The sequence below is a fragment of the Denitrificimonas halotolerans genome (assembly GCF_034259425.1).
GTDB lineage: Bacteria > Pseudomonadota > Gammaproteobacteria > Pseudomonadales > Pseudomonadaceae > Denitrificimonas > Denitrificimonas halotolerans.
In genome coordinates this window covers 45,662-68,855 of record NZ_JAXIVU010000007.1, presented here as the reverse complement: position 1 = coordinate 68,855, position 23,194 = coordinate 45,662, and the positions used below count along the sequence as shown (strand labels likewise).

Below are 23,194 nucleotides of genomic sequence, written 5' to 3'. Positions count from 1 at the left end.
TGAACGGAGTTGGTGCTCATTGTTATCAAAATCGCGTAAGACCTCGTACTTTTAGTGCAGGGATGGATAGCGAGGGCTGCGTAAGCAGCCCCTTAACCCCTTAACCCCTTAACCCCTTAACCCCTTAAACAGACTGCTATAGTCTTTGCAGTATAGGTTGATACTGGTATTGTATACAGCATGATAAGGTACACCAAAACATTAAAAGTCCGTGTCCGAGACAGGCATGTGCCCTTGCTGAACCGCATGGCTCGCAGCGTCAATTTCGTTTGGAACTTTGTTAATGAATTAAGTCAACGCTCGATTAAAGAGCGTGGTGTGTTTTTGTCTGCTTTTGATATGCATCCCTACACAAAGGGCGCAGGTAAAGAGCTTGGGCTGCACAGCCAAACCTTACAGTGCATCGCGGGTGAGTATGTCACACGCAGCAAGCAGTTTAAGAAGGTGCGGTTGAACTGGCGCAAATCAGGCGGTGTACGTCGCTCACTGGGCTGGATACCCGTCAATACAGGTGCGGCGCAATGGAAAAATGGTCAGGTCTACCACAACGGCCACTATTTTAAAGTGTGGGATAGCTACGGTTTGAGCCAATATAGATTCCGCTCTAGTAGCTTCAACGAAGATGCCCGTGGCCGTTGGTACTTCAATGTAGTGGTTGATGTGGAGGTCGAGCCAATCAAAGGCCAAGACCGTATCGGTATTGACCTGGGTTTGAGCGACACTGCCACCTGCTCGGATGGCATAGAACTGGAAGCGGGCCGCTTCTACCGTGGCCTTGAGGAAAAATTAGCCATAGCGCAACGAGCCAGAAATAAAACCCAAGTCAAAACCATTCATGCGAAAATCGCTAACCGTAGAAAAGACGCATTGCGCAAGTTCAGCCGTACGCTGGTCAACCGCTGCGGTGAAATCTATGTCGGTAATGTCAGTAGCTTAAAACTCGTTAAAACCACGATGGCCAAGTCAGTGCTGGACGCTGGCTGGGGTCAATTAAAAACAATGCTGGACTATAAATGCGCTCACGCAGGCATTGTTTTTAAGGAAATTGACGAGGCATACATCACCCAAACCTGTTCGGATTGTGGCTGTTTGCCCGAGTCGAGGCCGAAAGGTATCGCAGGACTTGGAATAAGAGAATGGACGTGCAGTGGGTGTGGTGTCACCCACGATCGCGATATCAACGCGGTACGTAACATTCTCGCGGCTGGGCATGGTCGTCTAGCAGTAGGAATCCCCGTCCTTTAGGTCGGGGAGGATGTCAATTCCGCTTTCACTGACTATATCAACAGCTTAAATACATCAGACCGAAGAGTTATAGATTTTTTATGCCATCAATCGATTATAAAAGTGGAATTTTAAAGGCGCTGTTAATCGTTGCAGCATTATTTGTTGTTTTAGCAGGGCTGAAAATCGCAGCGAATATTTTGGTGCCATTTTTGCTGTCGTTATTTATCGCGATCGTATGTCATCCATTGGTTAAAAAGATTGAACGTTTTAAGGTGCCTAAGCCGTTAGCTATTTTAGGCGTGGTGTTAGTGATAGTGACGTGCGCTGTTTACTTAGTAGGGTTAGTGGGGCGATCTTTACTCGAGATGTCACAGCTTTTGCCGGGCTACCTTGAGCAGCTCAGAGGGGAGATCACTTGGGTTGTTGACCGTTTAGCAGAGTTTAATATTGTTGTTTCTCGAGACTTAATAACGGAATATTTTAACCCAGGTGTGGCTATGCGCTTAGTGGCCGAGACCCTAAGCAGCTTAGGCGACGTGATGAAAAACCTGTTTTTAGTAATTATTACTGTGGTTTTTATGTTATTTGAGGCCTCTTCTTTGCGTCAAAAGGTTTATCTGGCTTTAGATGAGCCGGACATTAAAATGCAACAAATAGAGCGCTTTTTATCTTCGGTTAATAACTATCTAGCCATTAAAACTCTGGTGAGTGTGGCAACAGGGTTTTGTGTAACTGTGATGCTGTGGGCAGCAGGTTTAGATTTCTATTTGTTGTGGGGCGTTTTAGCTTTTCTACTTAACTATATTCCGAATATTGGCTCAATTATTGCTGCAATCCCCGCTATTTTATTGGCGGCGCTGCAGTTTGGTTTAGCACCTGCTGGCTTTATCGGTTTAGGTTATTTAGCCATTAATACTATCATTGCGAATTTGATTGAGCCGCGTTATTTAGGGCGTGGCTTAGGGCTGTCAACCTTGGTGGTGTTTTTGTCTTTGGTATTTTGGGGTTGGTTACTAGGCAGTGTCGGGATGCTGTTGTCTGTGCTCTTAACCATGGTTATTAAAATTGGCTTAGAGAACTCACAAGATGGCAAATGGATTGCTATTTTATTGTCCGGAGAGGTCAGTGAAGACGCTGAGGTGACGCAGGACTGATTCTTGGAGGTATGACTCAGCAACACCTAATCACGGAGTTTCCTTTGCAATGAAGCGGGTGTAGGAGGATGCCAAGCTCAATTAGGTGAAGGGTTAAGAGGAGCGCTTGGCTCCTAGTATTTTTTATGTTGGGTTCGGCGGCGCTGTGGGCGCTGGCCTTGGCATTGTAAACCGTTGAAGCGAATTTGACTCACTTGCTTAATAAGTCTATGCAGTTCATCCAACATCGGCGCCATAAACTGGTTATAGCTGATACGTTTTTCTGCAATGGCTTCCAGTTGTGACTCCCATTGCGCGGTCATGTCGGGTCGTACCATCAACTCCGGTAACGCCAAAATAAGTCGTCGACCAACATCTGTCGCGTGAATTTCTTTACCCTTTTTATGTAGAAAACCACGTTTAAACAACAACTCAATAATCCCTGCACGGGTAGCCTCGGTGCCGAGCCCATCAGTTTCACGTAGTACTTTTTTAATCTCAGGGTTAGAGACGTAGCGGGCAATTCCGGTCATGGCCGAGAGTAAAGAGGCATCGGTGAAATGTTTGGGCGGAGTGGTTTGCTTTTCATCTAAATCACCGTTGGTGCATTGCACCTGCTCGCCTTGGTTCACAGCAGGCAATGTAGTCGCCGAGAATGCCGGATCTTCTTCTTTGCTTTTGCGTGTCGGTAATAGTGCTTTCCAACCTTGGCTGATTATTTCTTTTTGCCGGTTGATAAATAGGCCGCCGGCTACTTGGGTATCAATATGCCTTTCTTGGTAGGTGAAAGGCGGATAAAACTGCATGATGTATTGGCGTGCTACTAATTCGTAGATCTTGTGTTCATCGCTGGTTAAACGGCTGCCAGTTAGATTGCGGCTGGTGGGGATAATAGCGTGATGAGCACCGACTTTACTATCATTCCAAGCTTTTGATTGCAGTGATAAATCTGCGTGTTGTACAGCCGTAGCTAAAATTGTACTGGTCGCACTGATAGCTTGGGTTACCGAGTGTTTATCGGAGTAATGGCCTTTTGGCAGGTAACGGCAGTCGGAGCGTGGATAGGTAATTAATTTGTGTGTTTCATAGAGTTTTTGGCAAATATCGAGGGTTTTTTGAGCGTTAAAATTAAAGCGTTTCGAAGCGTCAATCTGTAGGGTGGATAAATTGTAAGGCAATGGTGGTGTTTGTTTTTTCAGGCTGTGATTCACCGCTAGAACTGTACCGGGCTGATTGAGTACTTTACTGAGAACTGTTTCAGCCAATTTCTTCAAAAGAACCCGTCCATCTTCATCCATATAAGGTTCGCAAGCAGCGCTAGGTTTCCATTTGGCAGTATAAGTTTGATTTTGGGCTGTAGTCAGTTCAATAAAAACTTCATAAAAAGGCTGACTGACAAAATTTTCAATTTCTAGATCGCGATGTACAACTAGGCCGAGAATAGGTGTTTGCACTCGACCGATAGATAATACACCTTGGTAACCTGAGGCTTGGCCTTGCAGGGTGCAGAGTCGAGTCATATTGATACCATATAACCAATCCGCGCGGGCGCGGGCTAATGCTGAAGTGGCTAAGGGAATAAAATCACTATTGCGGCGCATGTCTTTTAAAGAGCGCTTGATAGCATCGGGGTTCATATCGCTAATCAGGCAGCGCTGAGTTGCCATACGCTTAGCTTTAGATACACCGCTGTAGTTGATTACTTCATCGACTAAGATCTGGCCAACGCGGTCGGGATCACCCATGTTGACTAAAACATCGGCTTGTTTAATCAGTTTTTTCACTACATTTAATTGCTTGCGCGTGGCTGGTTTTATCTGATATTGCCATTGCTTAGGCACTATGGGTAAATGCTCTTTACGCCACTTTTTATACTCGGGGTCATAGGCGTCGGGCTCAGCTTGCTCCAGTAAATGGCCAATGCACCAAGTCACCACATCACCGTTTGCCAGAGTAATAAAACCATCACCTGAGCGATGGGGTTTAGGTAAGACCGCGGCAACAGCACGGCCGACACTGGGCTTTTCCGCTATATAGACGATCACTTAGCTTTCCATCTGAATGACAGCATGAGACTTAAACAAACCAGTATATTGATTGGTGAGTTTTTATCAAAATCGCGTAAGACCTCGTACTTTTAGTGCGGGGATGGATAGCGAGGGCTGCGTAAGCTGTCCCTTAACCCCTAAACAAACACGCTAAATTCTTTGTAGTATAGGTTGGTGCTGGTATTGTATACAGTATGATAAAGCACACTAAAACACTAAAACACTAAAACACTAAAACACTAAAACACTAAAACACTAAAACACTAAAACATTAAAAGTTCGAGTCCGAGACAGGTATGTGCCCCTGCTAAACTGCATGGCTCGCAGCGTTAATTTCGTTTGGAACTTTGTTAATGAATTAAGTCAACGCTCGATTAAAGAGCGAGGTGTGTTTTTGTCTGCTTTTGATATGCATCCCTACACTAAGGGCGTGGGTAAATAGCTGGGCTTGTACAGTCAGACCTTACAGTGCATTGCAGGTGAGTATGTCACGCGCCGTAAGCAGTTTAAGAAGGTGCGGCTGAACTGGCGCAAATCAGGTGGCGCTAGGTTGGATTCCCGTTAATACAGCTGCGGCGCAGTGGGGAAATCCTTGGTTTAACAGACATTGCCACCTGCTTGGACGGCACCAAGCTGGAAGCGGGCCGCTTCTATCGTGGCCTTGAGGAAAAGTTGGCCATCGCTCAACGAGCCAGAAATAAAACCCAAGTCAAAACCCTTCATGCGAAAATCGCTAACCGTGGAAAAAATGCCCTGCACAAGATCAGCCGTAAGCTAGTCAATCGCTGCGGTGAAATCTATGCGGGCAATGTCAGTAGCTTAAAACGCGTTAAAACCACGATGGCCAAGTTAGTGCTGGATGCTGGCTGGGGGCAATTAAAAACAATGCTGGACTATAAATGCGCTCACGCAGGCATTGTTTTAAGGAAATTGACGAGGCATACACCACTCAAACCTGTTCGAGTTGTGGCAGTTTGCCCGAATCGAGGCCGAAAGGTATCGCAGGACTTGGAATAAGAGAATGGACGTGCAGTGGCTGTGGTGTCATCCACGATCGCGATATCAACGCGGCACGGAACATTCTCGCGGCCGGGCATGGTCGTCTAGCAGTAGGAATCCCCGTCCTTTAGGTCGGGGAGGATGTCAAAGTTAGATTTTAAGAGTCAGTGTGATGTCGTTGGCGTAAAGCTGTGCCTCATGGTATGAATAAACACAGTATCTTTATTGAATGAGGAGAAGGTCATGAGTAAAAAAGTAGCGATTATCTTATCGGGGTGTGGTGTATTCGATGGTGCAGAAATTAACGAAACCGTCTTGACTGCATTACGTTTAGATCAACTGGGTGCTAAGGTTGAATTTTTTGCGCCTGATATCTTGCAAACAGCCGTGGTGAATCACCAAACCAATGAGCCTACGAATGAGCAGCGTAATGTATTGGTTGAGTCCTGTCGTATTACGCGCGGCAAGTCCCGTGATGTACGTGAATTGAAGGCTGCCGATTTTGATGCGTTGATTTTACCCGGTGGTTTTGGTGTGGCCAGTAATTTATCTGACTTTGCCAGCAAAGGCGCAGCTTGCACTGTACAAAAGGATACTTTAGCAGCGATTTTAGGGTTTAAAGATGCTAAGAAACCCGTGGGGTTAATTTGTATTTCACCTGCGCTATCGGCGAAGATTTATGGTGAGGGTGTACGTTGTACTATTGGTACTGATGCTGGTACTGCAGCAGTGGTAACGCAAATGGGTGCACAGCATCAAGACACAGCAGTTGATGGTATTGTCGTGGATGAAGTGCACCGTCTTGTGACTACACCGGCTTACATGCTGACGGAATCGTTAAGCGAAGCAGCAAAAGGGATTAATAAGCTGGTTGAACAGGTTTTAGCCATGGCTTAGCAGTACATATATTGCTTGCGCAGCGATCGCTAAGGTGCTGCGCAACTCCATTAAGCTTGATTTGGCGCGGGTTGGTTACTGGGTAAACGGGCTAGACGTGTGAGAATACGATCCAAAGCATTGGCAAATGCTTGCTTGTCTCGTTCAGCATAAGCCCGCTGTCCACCGGACATCTGTCCTTGGTCACGCAAATCAGTAAAGAGGTTGCGCATAGCTAAACGGTCGCCCATATTACGCTCGGTAAACTCCTCACCGCGAGGGTCCAGAGCGACTGCTTTTTTCTTAATAATGCGGTCCGCCAATGGAATATCACTGCAAATGACCAATTCATTAGCGGCTACATGTTCAGCGATATAATCATCAGCTGCATCGGGGCCACTGGGCACCACAATTAATTGCACGCACGCAAAATTAGGTTTAGGTTGCGTCTGTCCTGCTACTAGAATCACTGAAAATCCACGTTTTAAAGCAAACTTAACCACTTGGTCACGGGCTAAACGTGGGCAAGCATCGGCATCAATCCAGACGCGCATCTCATACTCCTATGATTGCTTCAACACTATTTAGGTGTTGAAGTGTTGTATTAAATGATGTTATTGAGCAGCATCCTGCTCAGTTTGCTGTGCTTGTACAGCACGTTTGCGCTTCATTGCTGTACGCATTTTAATGTTCAGCGCTTCCACTCCCAGAGAAAAGGCCATAGCAAAGTAGATGTAGCCTTTAGGGACATGTACACCAAAAGCTTCGGCGATCAATAAAGTGCCGACTACAATCAGGAAAGATAAGGCTAGAACCTTGAGGGAAGGGTGCTTATCAATGAAGGTGCTGATAGTGCTGGCAGCTAACATCATTACAGCAATGGAAATCATAATTGCAGCAATCATTACGGGGATATGCTCAACCAAGCCGACCGCAGTAATCACTGAATCGAGCGAGAAGATGATATCAATTACAGCAATTTGTAGGATGACGCTGATGAAACCGGCTTTGACCTTTGTTTGCTGTTCCGTAGCATCTTCGCCTTCAACACTGTGCCAAATTTCCACAGTACTTTTAAATAGTAAAAATAACCCTCCAAAGAATAAAATGAGATCACGACCTGAAAAGCCTTGTCCCATAATTGCAAAGAGGTCAGTGGTTAGGCGCATAATCCAAGTAATGGATAGCAACAGTAAGATGCGTGTACCCATGGCCAGAGCTAAACCGATCATGCGGCCCTTGGCTTGCTGATGTATAGGTAAACGACTCACAAGGATCGAAATGAAAATAATATTATCGATACCGAGAACGATTTCCAGTGCAGTTAAGGTGAAAAAGGCGATCCAAATTTCGGGGTTGCTGAGCCATTCCATACGGAGTTATTTCTCTAGTGGTTGAGGGAATTCAGGTCCACGCCAACGACGTACGACCTTTTGGAAAAATAAACTGTTAGGAATCTGTAACAGAGCACCTTCATGACCCTCTGTGACATCTTCTAATGTGGTGTAAAAAACATTAATGGTAACGACGCGGCCTTTAACTCCTGGCTTTTCTGCGCTTTCCATAACCTCCACGTAATCACCAATACGGAACGGTCCGACGGTAAAAATGAGTGCTGCACAAAAGATATTGGACAGCACACTCCAAATGGCGAAGAAGGCAATAGCGGCAACGGCAACAAAGCCGGTTAAGGCTGTCCATAGCACAGTGGCTGATACTCCGATGCGCTCAAGGATCATCATGAGCGCGCTACCAATCACCAACCAGCGAATAGCTCCGCGTAAGGGGAGCAGCATGCTCGGTGGCATATTGTAGCGACCGGCTAAACTGGTGAGCCCGCGAGCGAGTAGGCGCTGCAGCAGCCAAGCGGCTAAGGCGATGATGAGAATTTGTGTGCCAGGAATCAATAAGCTGATCCAGTCAACGGCCCATTCTTCGAACCAGAGTTTCATACGTCGGCCTCAAGCTGTGTTTGTAGTGCTTCTAATTCTTCTAAGCGTAGCAGCCAGTTTTCTTCTAGTTCATCTTGTCGCTGCAGTAAAATGGCTTGTTGACTTAAATGCTTTTTAAGCTGATCTTTCTGTGAAGAATCATATAGATTGTTATCGGCGAGAATGCTTTCTAATTGTGCTAACTCTTGTTGCACTTGATCCAGTTGCTTCTCTAAAGTGTCAGCTTGTTTGCGCAATGGAGCCAACTGCTTGCGTAAGGCGGCTGCAGCTTGACGCTGTGCACGGCGGTCAATTTTATCTACAACGGGTGCATCCTTGTCTGTTGTGGCGTTGAGCTGGCGCAAGCGGTAATCACTGAGCCATTTGCTGTAGTCTTCTAAATCGCCAGAAAACGCTTGTACTTGGCCTTCGGCGACGAGGTATAGTTCGTCTACAGTGCTTTTAATTAAGTGACGGTCGTGGGACACTAGTAGGAGCGCTCCAGAGAAGTCTTGTAGTGCCATACTCAGAGCCTGACGCATCTCTAAATCTAGATGGTTGGTTGGCTCATCGAGTAGCAGTAGATTAGGTTTGCCCCAAGCAATTAAAGCTAAAGCTAAGCGCGCTTTTTCTCCTCCGGAGAAATTTACGACTGGCTCATCGCAACGATCCCCCCGAAAGTCAAAACCACCTAAAAAGTCGCGCAGCACTTGTTCTCGTTCATTAGTTGCTACACGCTGCATGTGCAGCAGGGGGCTGGCCTTGGGGTCTAAAGAGTCCAATTGATGCTGGGCAAAGTAACCAATGACGAGGTTTTCACCGTTGGTTAAAGTCCCTGATAGCAAGGGTAGATCGTGCATGATGCTTTTAATCAGTGTTGATTTACCAGCACCATTAGGGCCGAGTAAGGCGATGCGTGCACCAGGCGCAAGTTGTAGTTTTACATTGCTTAAAATGGGAGCGTCACTACTGTAGCCTAGTGTGGCTTTATCGAGGTCTAACAAAGGACTTGAAGTTTTGTCTGCTTCACGAAATACAAAGTTAAACGGTGAGTCAAAATGCGCAGGGGCTAATTCTTCCATGCGCTCCAAGGCTTTAATTCGGCTTTGTGCTTGACGAGCTTTGGTTGCTTTGGCTTTAAAACGGCGAATAAAGTCTTCCATATGCGCCCGTTGTGCTTGTTGCTTTTCATGGGCTTTTTGTTGCTGCATGATGCGTTCTGCACGGGCACGCTCAAAGGCTGTATAACCACCGCTATACAAGGTGAGTTTTTGCTGATCAACATGGACAATATGACCTACAACGGAATCCAAAAAATCTCGGTCATGGGAGATTAATAATAAGGTGCCTTGATAGTTTTGTAGCCAACTTTCTAGCCACAAAATAGCATCAAGATCTAAGTGGTTGGTTGGCTCATCCAAGAGTAATAGATCCGATGGGCACATTAAGGCTTGGGCTAGGTTTAAACGCATTCGCCAACCACCGGAGAAACTATTGACGGTGTTTTCCATTTGCTCTTCTAGAAAGCCTAAACCTGCTAGTAGTTTACGAGCACGTGCATTGGCAGTGTAAGCATCAGCGCTGTCAAGTTCAGCATGTAAGCGACCTAATTCGGCGCCATCTTGTTGTTCTTCTGCGAGAGCGAGTCTGTGCTGAATATCTCGCAGCCGTGTATCACCATCGAGTACATAATCAATAGCACTGCGATGCGGCGCATCAATTTCTTGACGCATATGAGCAATACGCCAAGTGGCCGGTAGGTCGCAATCGCCGGCATCAGGGTGGAGTTCACCGCGAAGTAAAGCGAATAAGCTGGATTTACCGGCGCCATTGGCACCAATTAAGCCGACTTTATGTCCTGGGTGCAGAGTGAGTTCTGCATTCTCCAGAAGGCGCAGTGGGCCGCGCTGTAAGGTAAGTTCTGAGATTCGTATCATGTTGTGCAGTTTAGCAGTTTCATCGCCTTTACCAAGATAGGAACGCGATATTTAATGCATGTTGCACAGAAGATGGAGCAGGCAGCCAAGAAGGACTGCCTTTCTGGGGGAGTTAGCTGTTCAGCTAGACAGGTTTTTTGCCGCAGGTTGCGCACCGGTCACGCTATAGCGCCCTTTTTTATCGCGGGCAATATTTGCTATAGCTACTTGAGGGTCGTGAGTAAAAACTAAGCGGCCATGGCGCGCAAAAAGGTCGTCGAGCAATGCTTGCTTTTCCTCAATAAGTGCTTCGGGAAAGCGGTCATAACCCATGGTAATCGGTAGGTGTACCCAAGGAGCACCAGGAATTAAATCCCCAGGGAAAACCACAGGGCCGTCCTGCATAGCGATTTCGGGTAGCATTTGCCCTGGGGTATGGCCATGACTCCAATGGAAATGCCATCCCTCGCCGAGCAAGGGGTGTGAAGGGCTGTTATCTGGTACTAAATGCAAACGGCCGCAGGCTGTCAGTAAGCTCAGTAACTCAGGAATATAAGAGGCGCGATCGCGAGCATGAGGATTATTTGCGCGCTGCCATTGGCCTTCACCAGTAATGTATTGAGCATTAGGAAAGAGCAGTTGGGCGGGCTGATCTGCCTGCCAGGGAGAGAGCAAGCCACCGGCGTGATCAAAATGCAGGTGAGTTAAAACTACAATATCAATGTCTGTATGATTTAAACCGTGCTGAGCTAGACTATCAAGAAGCACGTGATGGTTTTCTTGTACGCCGAAGCGTTCTTTCATTTCTGGAGGGAAAAAAGCACCAATACCCGTTTCAATTAAAACATTACGATTGGGTTCTTGTACTAAAAGGGCGCGGCAACCAAGGTCGATACGGTTGTGTTCGTCGGGTTGCATCCAACGTTGCCATAAAGCTTTAGGTGCGTTGCCAAACATGGCGCCGCCATCCAGTTTTTGGCTATTTCCTTGTAGTGTCGTTAAGGTTCTCATTATTGTTGTACTCCTTAGTTGTATGGGTGCGCCCTACAGTATATGAGAACTCTAGGGCGTCTTTCGATGCGTTTAAAACTGCTCTGCGTTAAGACCAAACAGTGAGTCGCTACCGGCTTTAATACTGGCCTCCAGACTCAATGTGCGTGGCAGAATGCGGCTGAAGTAGAATGCAGCAGTGGCCAACTTAGCATCGTAAAAGTCTGGATCTTGAGCATGATTTTTTTGCGCGGTGCTAGCCATGCGTGACCACATCCAAGCATAAGCAACATAGCCAAATAGGTGCAGGTACTCAACGGAAGCAGCACCCACTTCATTACTATTGTTCTCTGCTTCGCGTAGCAGCCACTGGCTGATATGTTCTAGACGCTCAACTGCCGTTAGAACCTCGTCAGTGTAAAGGGTGCCTGGTGTACTGACTTGTTCGCGGATACTGTGAGTAAAGGCATTGAGGTACTCACCACGATTGGCAATAATTTTACGTCCCAGTAAGTCGAGTGCTTGAATTCCGTTGGTGCCTTCGTAAATTTGGGCGATGCGAACATCGCGTACCAGTTGTTCCTGACCCCATTCACGTATATAGCCATGGCCGCCAAAAACTTGCTGACCATGGATGCAACTATCTAGGCCCATATCAGTGAAGAATGCTTTAGCAACAGGTGTTAGTAAAGCAACCAAATCTTGCGCTTTAGCGGCTAAGTGGCTATCAGAACTAAACTTGGCAATATCCAGTTGCTTACCAACGTAGCAGGCAAAAGCGCGACCACCTTCGGTCAAGGATTTCATTGTGAGTAGCATACGGCGCACATCAGGGTGGACAATGATGGGGTCGGCCGCTTGATCAGGGTGCTTCATCCCCGTTGCTGCACGACTTTGAATGCGTTCACGAGCATAGTTAGAGGCACGTTGGTAGGAGGTTTCTGCACAACCAATGCCTTGAATACCAATGGATAAACGTTCGTAGTTCATCATAGTAAACATTGCGGCGAGACCTTTATTCGGTTCGCCAATGAGGTAGCCGGTGGCGCCATCAAAGTTCATGACACAAGTAGCGGATGCCTTGATTCCCATTTTGTGTTCAATGGAACCACAAGTAACAGTGTTTGCAGCTCCAAGTGAGCCATCGGCATGTACTTTTATTTTAGGCACCAAAAATAATGAAATACCCCGTGCGCCTTGAGGTGCATCGGGTAATTTTGCTAAAACCAAATGTATGATGTTTTCGGTCAGGTCTTGCTCGCCCCCCGTAATAAAGATTTTGCTACCGGTAATGCTGTAGCTACCATCGCTGTTAGGGGTGGCGCGGGTACGAATTAAACCTAAATCAGTACCTGCATGAGCTTCAGTTAAGCACATCACACCCGCCCAACGGCCTTCATAGAGCGGCGGCAAATAAAGGCTTTTCAAGGCTGCACTGGCGTGTGCATCAATAGCGAGACAGGCTCCTGAGGTCAGTGCTGAATACAGAGCAAAGCTTGAGTCAGCGGCATAGAGCATTTCTTCAAATTGAACGGACAGCATTTTTGGCATGCCCATCCCACCGTAGTCGGGATTACCGGATAAACCTACCCAACCTCCCTGGATGTAAGTGTTGTAAGCTTCTTTGAATCCGTCAGGTGTTGTCACGAGGCCATTATGCCAGCGTGCACCTTGTTCATCACCTTCACGGCTGAGGGGAGATATCAGCTGTCCTGTGACTTTAGCTGCTTCTTCAAGAATGGCGTCAGCGGTATCTATATCGACATTTTCTTGCAGTTTAGGCAGCTGATCCCAAACTTTCTGAGCGTTAAAAACTTCATGTAAAACAAAACGTAAATCGCGTAATGGGGCATTGTAATCAGACATGAATTATCCTATTTCAGTTGCGCTAGCCGTTTTATTGGGACGGCTAGGAGTACAGAAGGTTGATTATTCTTCAGGTGTGCTATGGGGTTGTTTGGCCGTGGTGAATTTAAGTATGTGGGTGCGCTCGACCAGAATGTATAAGACTACACCTGTGGCTAAGCCCCAGCCGGCACCATATACCGCTAATACCACGCCCATGGTTCCTGCAATACCGCGCTCGGTGTTGTTGTTCAGCTGTTCAAAACCTACCATCAAGCAAATGTAGCCTGTCAGTACTAAGGTTAAGGACAGAGCAATGGGTAGGACGGGCTGGAAAAAAGTCACCAGTGGCAGCATGAATAGCGCAATAAACCCAGTGATCCAGAAAGTGCCGGCGCCGCTATAAATGGAGTCCATGGCATTGCGGCCGTATTTATAACGCTCAGCCATGGTTGCAGTGACTGCAGTCCAGATCGGGCCAGCTAATCCTGGGTAGGGGGCGAAAAAAGCATGTAGAGCGTTACGTATTGCAGTGATTAAGTGGACACGATCGATATTGTTTTCGATCACTTCATCGTTACGTAGCTCATCCACACGCTGCATCAGTGACTGACCAACGATGATGTCACCAAAAGCAATAATATAAGCAATGACAGCCGTTGGTATTGCGAGCATAAATATTTTGGCATCAGGGAAGCCAAGCGAGATAGGTAAATAATTCCACATATCAGCAAAAGCTGGCGCAGTAATACCGAAACGCACATCAGGCATGTCATATTCACCTACAGTAATACCGATAAAAATAGCTATTAACATGCCTGGTACCATGCCGTAGTTAACGATTTTTCGTGCGAAGGGGACGCGATCAGTTAGACCTTTAAAAGACACTGAAAACATCAGGTATAGGCAGGCTAAGCTGCCAATGACTAAAGAAATAGGAGTATTAGCTAAGCGTCCGCCAGCATCGATTTCACCAATTAAAGCAGCGATACCTGCACCAATGATGATGCCACCCTTCATTGAGTTGGGAATGATGCGTACCAAGGTGCTGCCTAGACGGGTGACTCCAAGGATTAAGAAAATAATAAAAACTAAGAATTGCAATGCAAAGAGCGCCTGAATGGCTTCAGGGCCAGGTTCATAATCGCCTAAAAATAATAAAACTACGGGTATTCCGGGGGTGATCCACCCCGGTACATAGGGTACGCCCAGGAGCGCTGGTAACAGAAAACCAATGCCACAAACAGTAACGTAGGCAAGGGCAACATCGTAAGGTAGGCCTAAGTACTTTTCTAATAAAGGGATCATGCCCAAACTGACCACGAACATGATCAGAGCTTGAAACATCTCCGCAGTTTCCCAACGATAGTGAATAAAGGGTAAGCGTATTTTAAAAGGCCCGGCAGGCCAAAATGGTTGTTCTTCGCCATTTTTACGTTGATACAATTGCATGGTACACACCTCTTTAACAGCCCAACGCAGCTTGCTTAATATGAGCAAACGGGCAGGATTAGATTTTTATTCTTGTTGTCCGAGTAAAGTTCTTGCTTTACTGGTTTATAGTGCTTTTGCTGTTTCACGCAGAACGAATTTTTGTATCTTTCCTGTAGAGGTTTTGGGCAGACTTGTGAAAACAATGGTTTTGGGAACCTTAAATGCGGCTAAATGCTCACGACAGAATTCAGTGATTTCAACTTCGGTCACGTGATCTTGCCCTGTTTTGAGTGTAATAAAGGCGCATGGGGTTTCGCCCCAGTGTTTATCAGGGCGTGCAACGACTGCGGCTTCTAATACTGCAGGGTGGTGATAAAGCACACCTTCAATTTCAATGGTGGAGATGTTTTCGCCGCCCGAGATGATGATGTCTTTGGAGCGATCTTTCACTTCGACATAGCCATCAGAGTGCCATACAGCTAGGTCACCGGTGTGAAACCAGCCACCCGTAAAAGCTTCTGCGGTGGCTGTCGGATTTTTAAGGTAGCCTTTCATTACGGTGTTACCACGCATAAAGACTTCACCAATGGTTCGGCCATCTTTAGGCGTGGGCTCCAGTGTGGTTGGGTCAGCAACCATGAGCCCTTCTAGAGTTGGATAACGAACTCCTTGTCGGGCTTTAATCACTGCTCGCTCAGCTAAAGGCAACGCATCCCATTCAGCATGCCAAGCGCACAAGGTGACAGGACCGTAAACTTCAGTGAGACCATAGACATGTGTTACTTCAATGCCCATTTCTTCGACGGCACCAATTACTTGTGCCGGTGGAGCGGCACCTGCAACCATGGCTTTAACAGGATGCTCAATCGCAGCTTTAGCTGCTGCAGGCATGTTGACTAAAGCTTGCAGCACAATAGGGGCGCTACATAAATGTGTAACTTGCTCTTTACGTATGAGGTTGAGGATTTTCTGAGGGTCAACACGGCGTAAAAAAACATGCACCCCAGCCAGTGCTGTAATGGTCCAAGGGTAGCACCAACCGTTGCAGTGAAACATGGGCAATGTCCATAGATATACAGGATGGTTGCCCATGGCCCAAGTCATTTGGTTACCTAGCGAATTTAAGAAAGCTCCACGGTGGTGATATACCACGCCTTTAGGGTTGCCTGTAGTGCCTGAGGTGTAGTTTAAGGAGATGGCCTGCCATTCATTATCAGGCCATTGCCAAGCAAACTCTGGATCACCCTCTGCTAAGAAAACTTCGTAGTCTAAGTCGCTGACGGCTTGACCTTCCCCGTACTCTGGGTCGTTGACATCAATCAGCAGTGGCGGGTGTTCGAGCATGCGGCAAGCAGTTTGCGCGACTTCACAAAACTCGCGATCTACTACCAACACTTTGGCTTCGCCATGTTGCAACATAAAACTGATGGCTTCAGCATCTAAGCGCACATTTAATGTGTTAATAACAGCACCTAACATGGGGACTGCAAAGTGTAGTTCTAGCATTTCTGGAATATTAGGCAGCAATACCGCCACAGTATCGTCTTTACCGATGCCACGATTATTCAGTGCTGATGCCAGTTGGCGACAGCGAGTATAGGTTTCTCCCCATGTGCGACGGGTAGAGCCATGTACTACAGCAGGATAGTTTGGATAAATTGCTGCGGTACGTTCAATGAAACTCAGAGGGGTCAGTGCAGCATGGTTAACAGCATTTGGAGTAAGGCCTTGTTCGTAGATCGACATATTGAATACCTGTGTCTTATTGTTATTGCTGACCGTTAGGTTTAAATATTTATACGGTTCAATTATGTATCTGTTATAGGCTTTGTTCTTTTATAATGGTAGATAAACTATAGTCATATAGTGTTTTTACTATAATGGTGAGGTTGTGTTATGCAGCGGCGGGACAATCAAGCATTACATTTGCGTTTATTACAGCGCTTGCTTAGAGAAAAGCGTCCGCTTGTTGATTGCGCAGCTGCTCTACAAAAGGTGCTTCAACTGGACTCGAATGTACGTGCCGTTTGGTATTTTACTTGGCAAGCTTCTGCCGGTATTTATAGTCCGATAGGAGATGGGCAGGGATGGCCACCGGGCCCAGATGATTTAACGGAAGCATCTGACCAAAAGTTATTCCATGCAATGCAGCAACAAACGCAGCTAAGTTTGAAAGAAGTGGCTGTAATGGATTGCTGGTTAGCTAAGCGGATACAACGCTCAGGATTAAGTAAGGGGGTTGTTGCGCGTTTATCACTTTACCCTGGGCAGCAGGGTCTTATTGCCGTTGAGTTACAGCCAGAAGCCCCTCTATATGCTCTCGATAGCTTGCTGAATATTTTAAGTTTGCAGTTGGCTTGTACTCAGCCAGCGGCTCCCGTTGAGTTGTTGAGTAATGATCCAAACCCTGTGTTATGGGTGAATCGGCACAGTGATTTGGTGGAGGTGAATCAAGCAGTAATCGATTTATTCGGCCATCAGATCGTAGAGTGTGCGATGCAAGCACTACCCAATAATCATGTTCATTTAGTACGCAGTTGTTTGCAGCAACAACGTGTTGTTGAAGATGTACCTGCACACTTTGCACAGAGTGTTTATATGTGGACTTATATCCCTGATGTCCAGCAACAGCATGTTTTGGTGCGGGGACGCGATGTAACCGAGCAGGCGCATCGCCTACAGGATGCTGCGCAGGCTTCGCGCCTCTATCGTTTGATCACTGAAAATACGACGGATTTAATTTCACGCCACCGGCCGGACGGGCGATTTATCAGTGCATCGCCAGCGTCCTGGCAGCTGTTAGGTTACTGGCCAGAAGAGTTGCAAGGCATGCGTTATCAAGATTTGTTACATGAGAAGGGTGTGCTCTTAGTTGAGCAAAACGCAATCAATGCATTGATAGAGGATGGCTATCATACGATGACATTACGTATGCGTCATCGTGATGGGCATTTTTTATGGTTTGAAACGGCAAGTCGTGCAATTCGTGAAACCTATACTGGCGACATTGTTGAAATTATCAGTGTTTCGCGGGATATCACCGAACGGGTACAGTCTGAGGAAAACCGGCGCAGACTTGCTGAGGTGGTTGAGGTGAATACGGACTTGGTCTTGTTTGTTGACCCTAGTGGGTTAGTGCGCTGGATGAACCCCTCTGCGCGACGTGCACTACAGGTTGAAATACAGCATCCATGTGTTCAGTTGGACGAGATTGTTGATCCAGCAACCTTAAGGGTGTTGGACGAAAAGGGGTGGAAAGAGGTGGATCAGCAAGGTGTCTGGAGCTGTGAAGCGCGCTTTCAACCTTATGCAGGGCTTGCCTCTTTTCCCGTATCTTTGGTTTTGCTCGCGCATACCACTGCTGGGGGTGAGTATTATTATTCATTTGTTGCGCGCAACATGGCTGAACGTGAACTGCGTGAGGCACAGCACCGCAAACATCAAGAAGAGCTAGCCCATACAGCAAGGTTGGTCACCTTAGGCGAATTAACCTCTGGAATTGCGCATGAAATGAATCAGCCTTTAGCGTCTGTAATCAACTATGCCAGTGCGAGTTTAAGATATTTGCAAGCCGCCGATATGACATCGTTACCGATTCAGCGCGTTGTACAAGGCTTACAGCGGATCACTGAGCATGCCAATCATGCTGCACAAGTGATTAAGCGTTTACGGGCTTTTTTACGCAAAGAACCGCGTCGTGTTGAAGGCTTGAATCTAGCTGAGGTGCTACAAGATGCTACGCAACTATGTGCTTGGGAAGCCAGGAATGCTCAGGTCTATATTGAACAGCAACTGTTGACAGCCTTGCCTGTAATATATGCCGATCGGGTGCTGTTAGAGCAGGTGCTGCTCAATATTTTACGCAACGCCATTGAAGCTAATCGAGAGCAGCATCAGAGAGGGCAAAAAGCATCACGTATTTTAATGACCGCAGAACAGCGCAACGATAGTGTTTATATTCAAGTACATGATCAAGGTGCAGGGGTGAGTCAAGAACAAATGGAGCATATGTTTACTCCATTTTATACCAGTAAAGCGGAAGGCTTAGGGCTTGGGTTGTCTATGAGCCGCAGTATAGTTGAAGGTTTTGGTGGTGCACTGGAAGCTGAAGCAGGAGCGCTTGGTGGCTTATGCTTAAGTTGCCGTTTACCTATACGTGCTTGTAATGATGAGCGTATAACAGTTGAAACATAATAATTATAAGGATTGATCTGTGAGTTCAATAGAGCAGGTTGTATATGTCGTGGACGATGACCCAGGAATGTTAGAGTCTACAGTTTGGTTACTGGAGTCGATTGGCTTGCGCGCTATACCTTTTATTAGCGGTCAAGCGTTTCTCGAGTCTGAATTACAAAGCAGCCATGCTTGTATTATTTTAGACGTGCGCATGCCGGGTGTGGGCGGTTTAAATGTACAAGAAATGTTGCGCGCCAAAAACATCAATTTGCCCATTGTGTTTGTCAGTGGCCATGCTGATGTGCCTATAGTAGTACGCGCTTTCCGTGCAGGCGCGATCGATTTTATTGAGAAACCGTACAACGAGCAGTTGCTCTTGGACAGTGTGCAGCAGGCCTTAAGTCGTTTTTCTAGTAATAAAGATGAAAGCCGCTTACAGGCTGTACTGCAGCGATTAGATAGCTTAACTCCACGTGAGCGCGATGTGTTCTTACCCTTGGTGCAAGGTTATACGAATCGAGAAGTGGCTGAGCAGTTGGGTATTAGCATCAAAACTGTGGATCTGTATCGGGCTCGAGTGATGAAACATATGCAGGCGCAAACTTTACCTGACTTGGTTGGAATGGCGATTGCTGCAGGCCGAGTAGATCCGTTACAGCTGCGTGAAAATTCACTTGCGGCTGAGGAGTAAGGTTGAGTGTACTCAGGGCAGGATAGAGTATGAGAGTGTCTATTGTTGGTGGCGTATTCCATCAGATGATTGCTCTTGACCTTATTTATGGCTTTCTACATATGTGCGAATGGCCTGATGGCGGGCCTCGTTGAGTGCCTGCCCAAGTTGAGCTCCTTGCAGACCTTGCTCCAGTAGAGGTTGCACATCTACTGTACGCATGACTTCTGCTGCTTTACGCAGATAATCCGCTTGCGGGTAATCACGGTCTTCGAGCCCAAGACGCCCTCGTGCATCCATTTCACTGGCAGCAATAAAATCAGTAAAGCGTTGCGGGCGACGCATAATGTCGAACTTCATTAATAACTTTACTAAGGTTGTAGGACGTAACTCTAAAGCACGATGCGCATGGGTATGAAACTCCCCCACCAGAAGGGCCAGTTGAGCACAGTCATTCGGTACTTTAAAACGCTCATTGATTTTTTTAATTAGGGCCAAACCTCGGGTTTCATGGGCTATGTGTCGTGGCCATTGTGTAGGGTCGGTGGTACCTTTACCCACGTCATGCAGTAAGCAGGCCCAGCGTATATTTAAAGGTTGAGCAAAACGCACACATTGTTGCAGTACCCCCAAAATGTGCGCACCGGTGTCAATTTCTGGGTGGTGTATTTCAGGTTGCGGGACGCCAAATAAAATATCGACTTCAGGCAACAAAGATTTTAGTGCGCCACACTCACGCAAGACTTCAATAAAAACCTCGGGATTGTCTTCCATGAGCGCATGTGAAAACTCTTGCCAAATACGCTCAGCCGTTAAGTGTTGGAGCTCGCCCGATTCTGTTAGCTGGCGCATTAGATTGATGGTCTCACCAGCCACACGAAAGCCCAAGTAGGCATAACGTGCTGCGAAACGAGCCACGCGTAATACTCGCAATGGGTCTTCGGTAAAGGCTGGGGAGACATGGCGTAGAATACGTGCTTCAAGGTCTCGGCGGCCGCCGTAGGGATCAATAACACTGCCGTCAGGTGCTTGTGCCATTGCATTAACTGTGAGGTCTCGACGCAGTAAGTCTTCTTCTAAAGTGACGTCAGGACTAGCATGAAAAGAGAAACCGCCATAACCATGGCCATTTTTACGTTCAGTACGTGCCAAAGCATATTCTTCACGAGTTTTAGGGTGTAGAAATACAGGGAAATCATCGCCTACAGGACGGAAACCCTTACTACGCATTAGTTCAGGAGTTGCACCGACGACTACCCAGTCAATATCTTTGACTGGGCGGCCTAAAAGTTGATCGCGAACTGCGCCGCCGACCTTGAAAATCTGCATACAGAAACGTACCTTAACTAGACATTGCACCAAGGGGGCTTGAGACACTGAGCCTTGGTGATTTATGTGTTGAGTCGCTCAGTCCACTATGTAAACGGCGAGGATTATAACAGCGCTGGTTATACTTTGAGTCTGTGGAAGTGATGAAACAATGACGGGAAAGTTGGTTGATAGATAAAAGCTATTAAGGCTATGTTATCAATCAATTATACCTAAGCGTAAGAATGTCATAGTATTAACAGCGTAAGTTCTTAACCACTTAAAGGAATTGTCTAATGTCATATATTAATAGCGAAGTTAAAGCGTTTAACGCAACAGCATTCCACAACGGTGAGTTCGTTGAAGTTAGCGAAGCAGACCTGAAAGGTAAATGGTCTGTCGTATTCTTCTACCCAGCTGACTTCACCTTTGTTTGCCCTACTGAGTTGGGTGACTTAGCCGATAACTACGAAGAGTTCAAAAAGCTTGGTGTAGAAATCTACTCAGTATCAACTGACACGCACTTTACCCACAAGGCGTGGCACGATACTTCAGAAGAAATCGGCAAGATTCAGTACCCAATGATCGGTGACCCAACAGGTCAAATCACCCGTAACTTCGGTGTGATGATCGAAGAAGCAGGTCTGGCAGATCGTGGTACTTTCGTAATTGACCCAGAAGGTAAGATTCAGATCGTTGAGATCAACGCTGGCGGTATCGGTCGTGACGCACAAGAACTACTGCGCAAAGTGAAAGCAGCACAGTACGTTGCAGCGCACCCAGGCGAAGTTTGCCCAGCTAAGTGGAAAGAAGGCGAAGCAACTCTGACACCTTCACTGGACTTAGTAGGTAAAATCTAAGGTTAACCCCTTACTTGTTACCTTGCTTGCTCAGTTGTAGTTCAACTCGGTAAGCCCGACGCCCGGGCGCACACCGCTCGGGCGTTTTGTTTTCTAAATATAGATTTTGGAGTACATGAATCATGTTGGACGCTAATTTAAAAGCACAACTAAAGGCTTACCTAGAGAAGGTGACGCAGCCGTTTGAAATCGTTGCGTCCCTTGATAATGGAGCCAAATCAACCGAATTGAAAACTTTGCTGGAAGAAATTGCCAGCATGAGTGACAAAATCACCTTACGTACCGATGGTGATGATGCACGTACACCTTCGTTTTCTTTAAACCGTATTGATGGCAATATCAGCCTGCGTTTTGCTGGTATTCCAATGGGCCATGAGTTCACTTCATTGGTGTTGGCGCTACTGCAAGTTGGCGGACACCCATCGAAGCTTGGCCAAGAAGTTATTGAGCAAATTTCGAATTTGCAAGGCAAGATGCATTTTGAGACCTATTTCTCCTTGTCTTGTCAGAACTGCCCTGATGTTGTTCAAGCATTGAACCTGATGGCAGTGTTAAACCCTAATATTAGTCACGTTGCTATTGATGGCGCGCTTTTCCAAGATGAAGTAGAAGAGCGTCAAGTGATGTCCGTGCCAATGGTCTTTTTAAATGGCGAGATGTTTGCCCAAGGCCGCATGGATGTAGAAGAGATTCTCGCTAAAGTAGACACCGGCAGCGTTGAGCGTGAAGCTGCTAAAATGAATGAAAAAGATCCTTTTGAGGTCTTGGTGATTGGCGGCGGACCTGCTGGTGCTGCAGCTTCTATTTATTCCGCACGTAAAGGTATTCGTACCGGTGTTGCAGCCGAGCGTTTTGGTGGCCAAGTATTGGATACCATGTCGATTGAGAACTTTATTTCTGTAAAAGAAACTGAAGGTCCAAAGCTGGTCCGCGCTATGGAAGAGCATGTGCGTGACTACGATATCGATGTGATGAACCTACAAACTGCCAGTCGTTTAATTCCGGCTGCAGAAGAAGGTGGGCTACATACTGTTGAGTTTGAGTCTGGCGCGAGCTTGAAAGCGAAAACGGTCATTATTTCGACCGGTGCTCGTTGGCGTGAAATGAATGTGCCTGGTGAACAAGAGTACCGTACTCGTGGCGTCGCTTATTGCCCGCACTGTGATGGACCTTTATATAAAGGTAAAGATGTTGCAGTGATTGGTGGTGGTAACTCAGGAGTTGAAGCGGCCATTGACTTAGCAGGCTTGGTTAAGCATGTGACTTTACTTGAGTTTGCTGACACCTTGCGTGCAGATGAAGTTCTGCAGAGAAAACTGAAAAGTTTACCGAACGTCACTGTAATTAAGAGCGCTATGACCACTGAGGTGATTGGTGATGGCAGTAAAGTTACGGGTTTAATCTATCAGGATCGTACGACCGAGGAGAGCCACACCATTAACCTTGATGGCATCTTTGTACAGATTGGCTTACTGCCTAATACTGAGTGGTTGAAAGATACGGTTGCCCTGTCTAAGCACGGTGAAATTGAAATTGATGCTCGTTGTGCAACTAATATACCAGGCATCTTCGCTGCAGGTGATGTGACAACTGTACCTTACAAGCAGATTGTGATTGCCATGGGTGAAGGTTCAAAAGCGTCATTGAGCGCTTTTGATCATCTTATTCGCTCGTAACCGGTAAGTGCCTGCATCAGTTTAGGTTGCTGCTGTAATAAAATAGAATGCTCGCTACATTGAATTGTAGCGGGCATTTTTTGTGTATATACAATACTGAGTTTA

Annotated in this window: 20 protein-coding genes; 10 read left to right on the top strand and 10 right to left on the bottom strand. The window is 46.7% G+C overall.

All coding sequences use genetic code 11. From position 1 onward, the window contains the following. Positions 1–180: 180 nt before the first annotated feature. A complete protein-coding gene (locus TOI97_RS06845) occupies positions 181–1,245 on the top strand; it encodes an RNA-guided endonuclease InsQ/TnpB family protein (RefSeq protein ID WP_321553377.1) in 1,065 nt (354 codons plus the stop codon). Between the two features lie 80 nt (positions 1,246–1,325). Beyond that, the gene (locus tag TOI97_RS06840) at positions 1,326–2,381 is read left to right on the top strand and encodes an AI-2E family transporter (RefSeq protein ID WP_321553376.1); all 1,056 of its coding nucleotides are present in this window, start codon (positions 1,326–1,328) and stop codon (positions 2,379–2,381) included. A gap of 113 nt (positions 2,382–2,494) precedes the next feature. Here the strand turns inward: TOI97_RS06840 and TOI97_RS06835 are convergent, their stop codons facing one another. After that, positions 2,495–4,405 carry a DNA topoisomerase III gene (locus TOI97_RS06835; protein WP_321553375.1) on the bottom strand — a complete coding sequence of 637 codons (1,911 nt, stop codon included), beginning with the start codon at positions 4,403–4,405 and terminating at the stop codon, positions 2,495–2,497. Positions 4,406–4,724: 319 nt separating this feature from the next. Here TOI97_RS06835 and TOI97_RS06830 point away from each other — a divergent pair, with 319 nt between their 5' ends. From TOI97_RS06830 to elbB, 4 genes are all read left to right on the top strand, one after another. Then, positions 4,725–4,850 carry a hypothetical protein gene (locus tag TOI97_RS06830; RefSeq protein WP_321553374.1) on the top strand — a complete coding sequence of 42 codons (126 nt, stop codon included), beginning with the start codon at positions 4,725–4,727 and terminating at the stop codon, positions 4,848–4,850. A gap of 176 nt (positions 4,851–5,026) precedes the next feature. Then, complete coding sequence (locus tag TOI97_RS06825; protein ID WP_321553373.1) at positions 5,027–5,425, top strand: transposase; 399 nt, start codon at positions 5,027–5,029, stop codon at positions 5,423–5,425. Further along, positions 5,383–5,538 (top strand): zinc ribbon domain-containing protein, encoded by a 156-nt coding sequence (locus TOI97_RS06820; RefSeq protein WP_321553372.1) that lies wholly within the window; start codon positions 5,383–5,385, stop codon positions 5,536–5,538. Before TOI97_RS06825 ends, TOI97_RS06820 begins: the two co-directional genes overlap by 43 nt. A gap of 112 nt (positions 5,539–5,650) precedes the next feature. After that, positions 5,651–6,304, top strand: coding sequence for an isoprenoid biosynthesis glyoxalase ElbB (elbB, locus tag TOI97_RS06815; RefSeq protein WP_321553371.1), 654 nt, complete (start codon positions 5,651–5,653; stop codon positions 6,302–6,304). Positions 6,305–6,354: 50 nt separating this feature from the next. Here the strand turns inward: elbB and TOI97_RS06810 are convergent, their stop codons facing one another. The 8 genes from TOI97_RS06810 to TOI97_RS06775 all read right to left on the bottom strand — a co-directional run bounded on the left by TOI97_RS06810 (position 6,355) and on the right by TOI97_RS06775 (position 16,145). Then, the gene (locus tag TOI97_RS06810; RefSeq protein ID WP_321553370.1) at positions 6,355–6,837 is read right to left on the bottom strand and encodes a YaiI/YqxD family protein; all 483 of its coding nucleotides are present in this window, start codon (positions 6,835–6,837) and stop codon (positions 6,355–6,357) included. Between the two features lie 60 nt (positions 6,838–6,897). Continuing rightward, positions 6,898–7,656 (bottom strand): TerC family protein, encoded by a 759-nt coding sequence (locus TOI97_RS06805; RefSeq protein ID WP_321553369.1) that lies wholly within the window; start codon positions 7,654–7,656, stop codon positions 6,898–6,900. Between the two features lie 6 nt (positions 7,657–7,662). Then, positions 7,663–8,235, bottom strand: coding sequence for a mechanosensitive ion channel family protein (locus TOI97_RS06800; RefSeq protein WP_321553368.1), 573 nt, complete (start codon positions 8,233–8,235; stop codon positions 7,663–7,665). Beyond that, positions 8,232–10,151 carry an ATP-binding cassette domain-containing protein gene (locus tag TOI97_RS06795; protein WP_321553367.1) on the bottom strand — a complete coding sequence of 640 codons (1,920 nt, stop codon included), beginning with the start codon at positions 10,149–10,151 and terminating at the stop codon, positions 8,232–8,234. Before TOI97_RS06795 ends, TOI97_RS06800 begins: the two co-directional genes overlap by 4 nt. 120 nt (positions 10,152–10,271) lie before the next feature. Next, positions 10,272–11,141, bottom strand: coding sequence for an MBL fold metallo-hydrolase (locus tag TOI97_RS06790; protein ID WP_321553366.1), 870 nt, complete (start codon positions 11,139–11,141; stop codon positions 10,272–10,274). 72 nt (positions 11,142–11,213) lie between these two features. Then, the gene (locus TOI97_RS06785) at positions 11,214–12,986 is read right to left on the bottom strand and encodes an acyl-CoA dehydrogenase C-terminal domain-containing protein (RefSeq protein ID WP_321553365.1); all 1,773 of its coding nucleotides are present in this window, start codon (positions 12,984–12,986) and stop codon (positions 11,214–11,216) included. A gap of 63 nt (positions 12,987–13,049) precedes the next feature. Further along, positions 13,050–14,417 (bottom strand): solute carrier family 23 protein, encoded by a 1,368-nt coding sequence (locus TOI97_RS06780; RefSeq protein WP_321553364.1) that lies wholly within the window; start codon positions 14,415–14,417, stop codon positions 13,050–13,052. Between the two features lie 105 nt (positions 14,418–14,522). Next, the gene (locus TOI97_RS06775; protein ID WP_321553363.1) at positions 14,523–16,145 is read right to left on the bottom strand and encodes an acyl-CoA synthetase; all 1,623 of its coding nucleotides are present in this window, start codon (positions 16,143–16,145) and stop codon (positions 14,523–14,525) included. Between the two features lie 150 nt (positions 16,146–16,295). Here TOI97_RS06775 and TOI97_RS06770 point away from each other — a divergent pair, with 150 nt between their 5' ends. Together TOI97_RS06770 and TOI97_RS06765 are read left to right on the top strand one after the other, a co-directional pair. After that, positions 16,296–18,593, top strand: a complete 2,298-nt coding sequence (locus TOI97_RS06770; protein ID WP_321553362.1) for a PAS domain-containing sensor histidine kinase — start codon at positions 16,296–16,298, stop codon at positions 18,591–18,593. Between the two features lie 19 nt (positions 18,594–18,612). Then, positions 18,613–19,266 carry a response regulator transcription factor gene (locus TOI97_RS06765; RefSeq protein WP_321553361.1) on the top strand — a complete coding sequence of 218 codons (654 nt, stop codon included), beginning with the start codon at positions 18,613–18,615 and terminating at the stop codon, positions 19,264–19,266. Positions 19,267–19,347: 81 nt separating this feature from the next. Here the strand turns inward: TOI97_RS06765 and TOI97_RS06760 are convergent, their stop codons facing one another. Then, positions 19,348–20,574, bottom strand: a complete 1,227-nt coding sequence (locus TOI97_RS06760; protein WP_321553360.1) for a multifunctional CCA addition/repair protein — start codon at positions 20,572–20,574, stop codon at positions 19,348–19,350. A 275-nt stretch (positions 20,575–20,849) separates the two neighbouring features. Between TOI97_RS06760 and ahpC the strand changes: the two genes are divergently transcribed. Together ahpC and ahpF are read left to right on the top strand one after the other, a co-directional pair. Then, positions 20,850–21,413 (top strand): alkyl hydroperoxide reductase subunit C, encoded by a 564-nt coding sequence (gene ahpC, locus TOI97_RS06755; RefSeq protein ID WP_321553359.1) that lies wholly within the window; start codon positions 20,850–20,852, stop codon positions 21,411–21,413. 122 nt (positions 21,414–21,535) lie between these two features. Next, complete coding sequence (ahpF, locus tag TOI97_RS06750; RefSeq protein ID WP_321553358.1) at positions 21,536–23,089, top strand: alkyl hydroperoxide reductase subunit F; 1,554 nt, start codon at positions 21,536–21,538, stop codon at positions 23,087–23,089. The last annotated feature ends 105 nt before the right edge of the window (positions 23,090–23,194 follow it).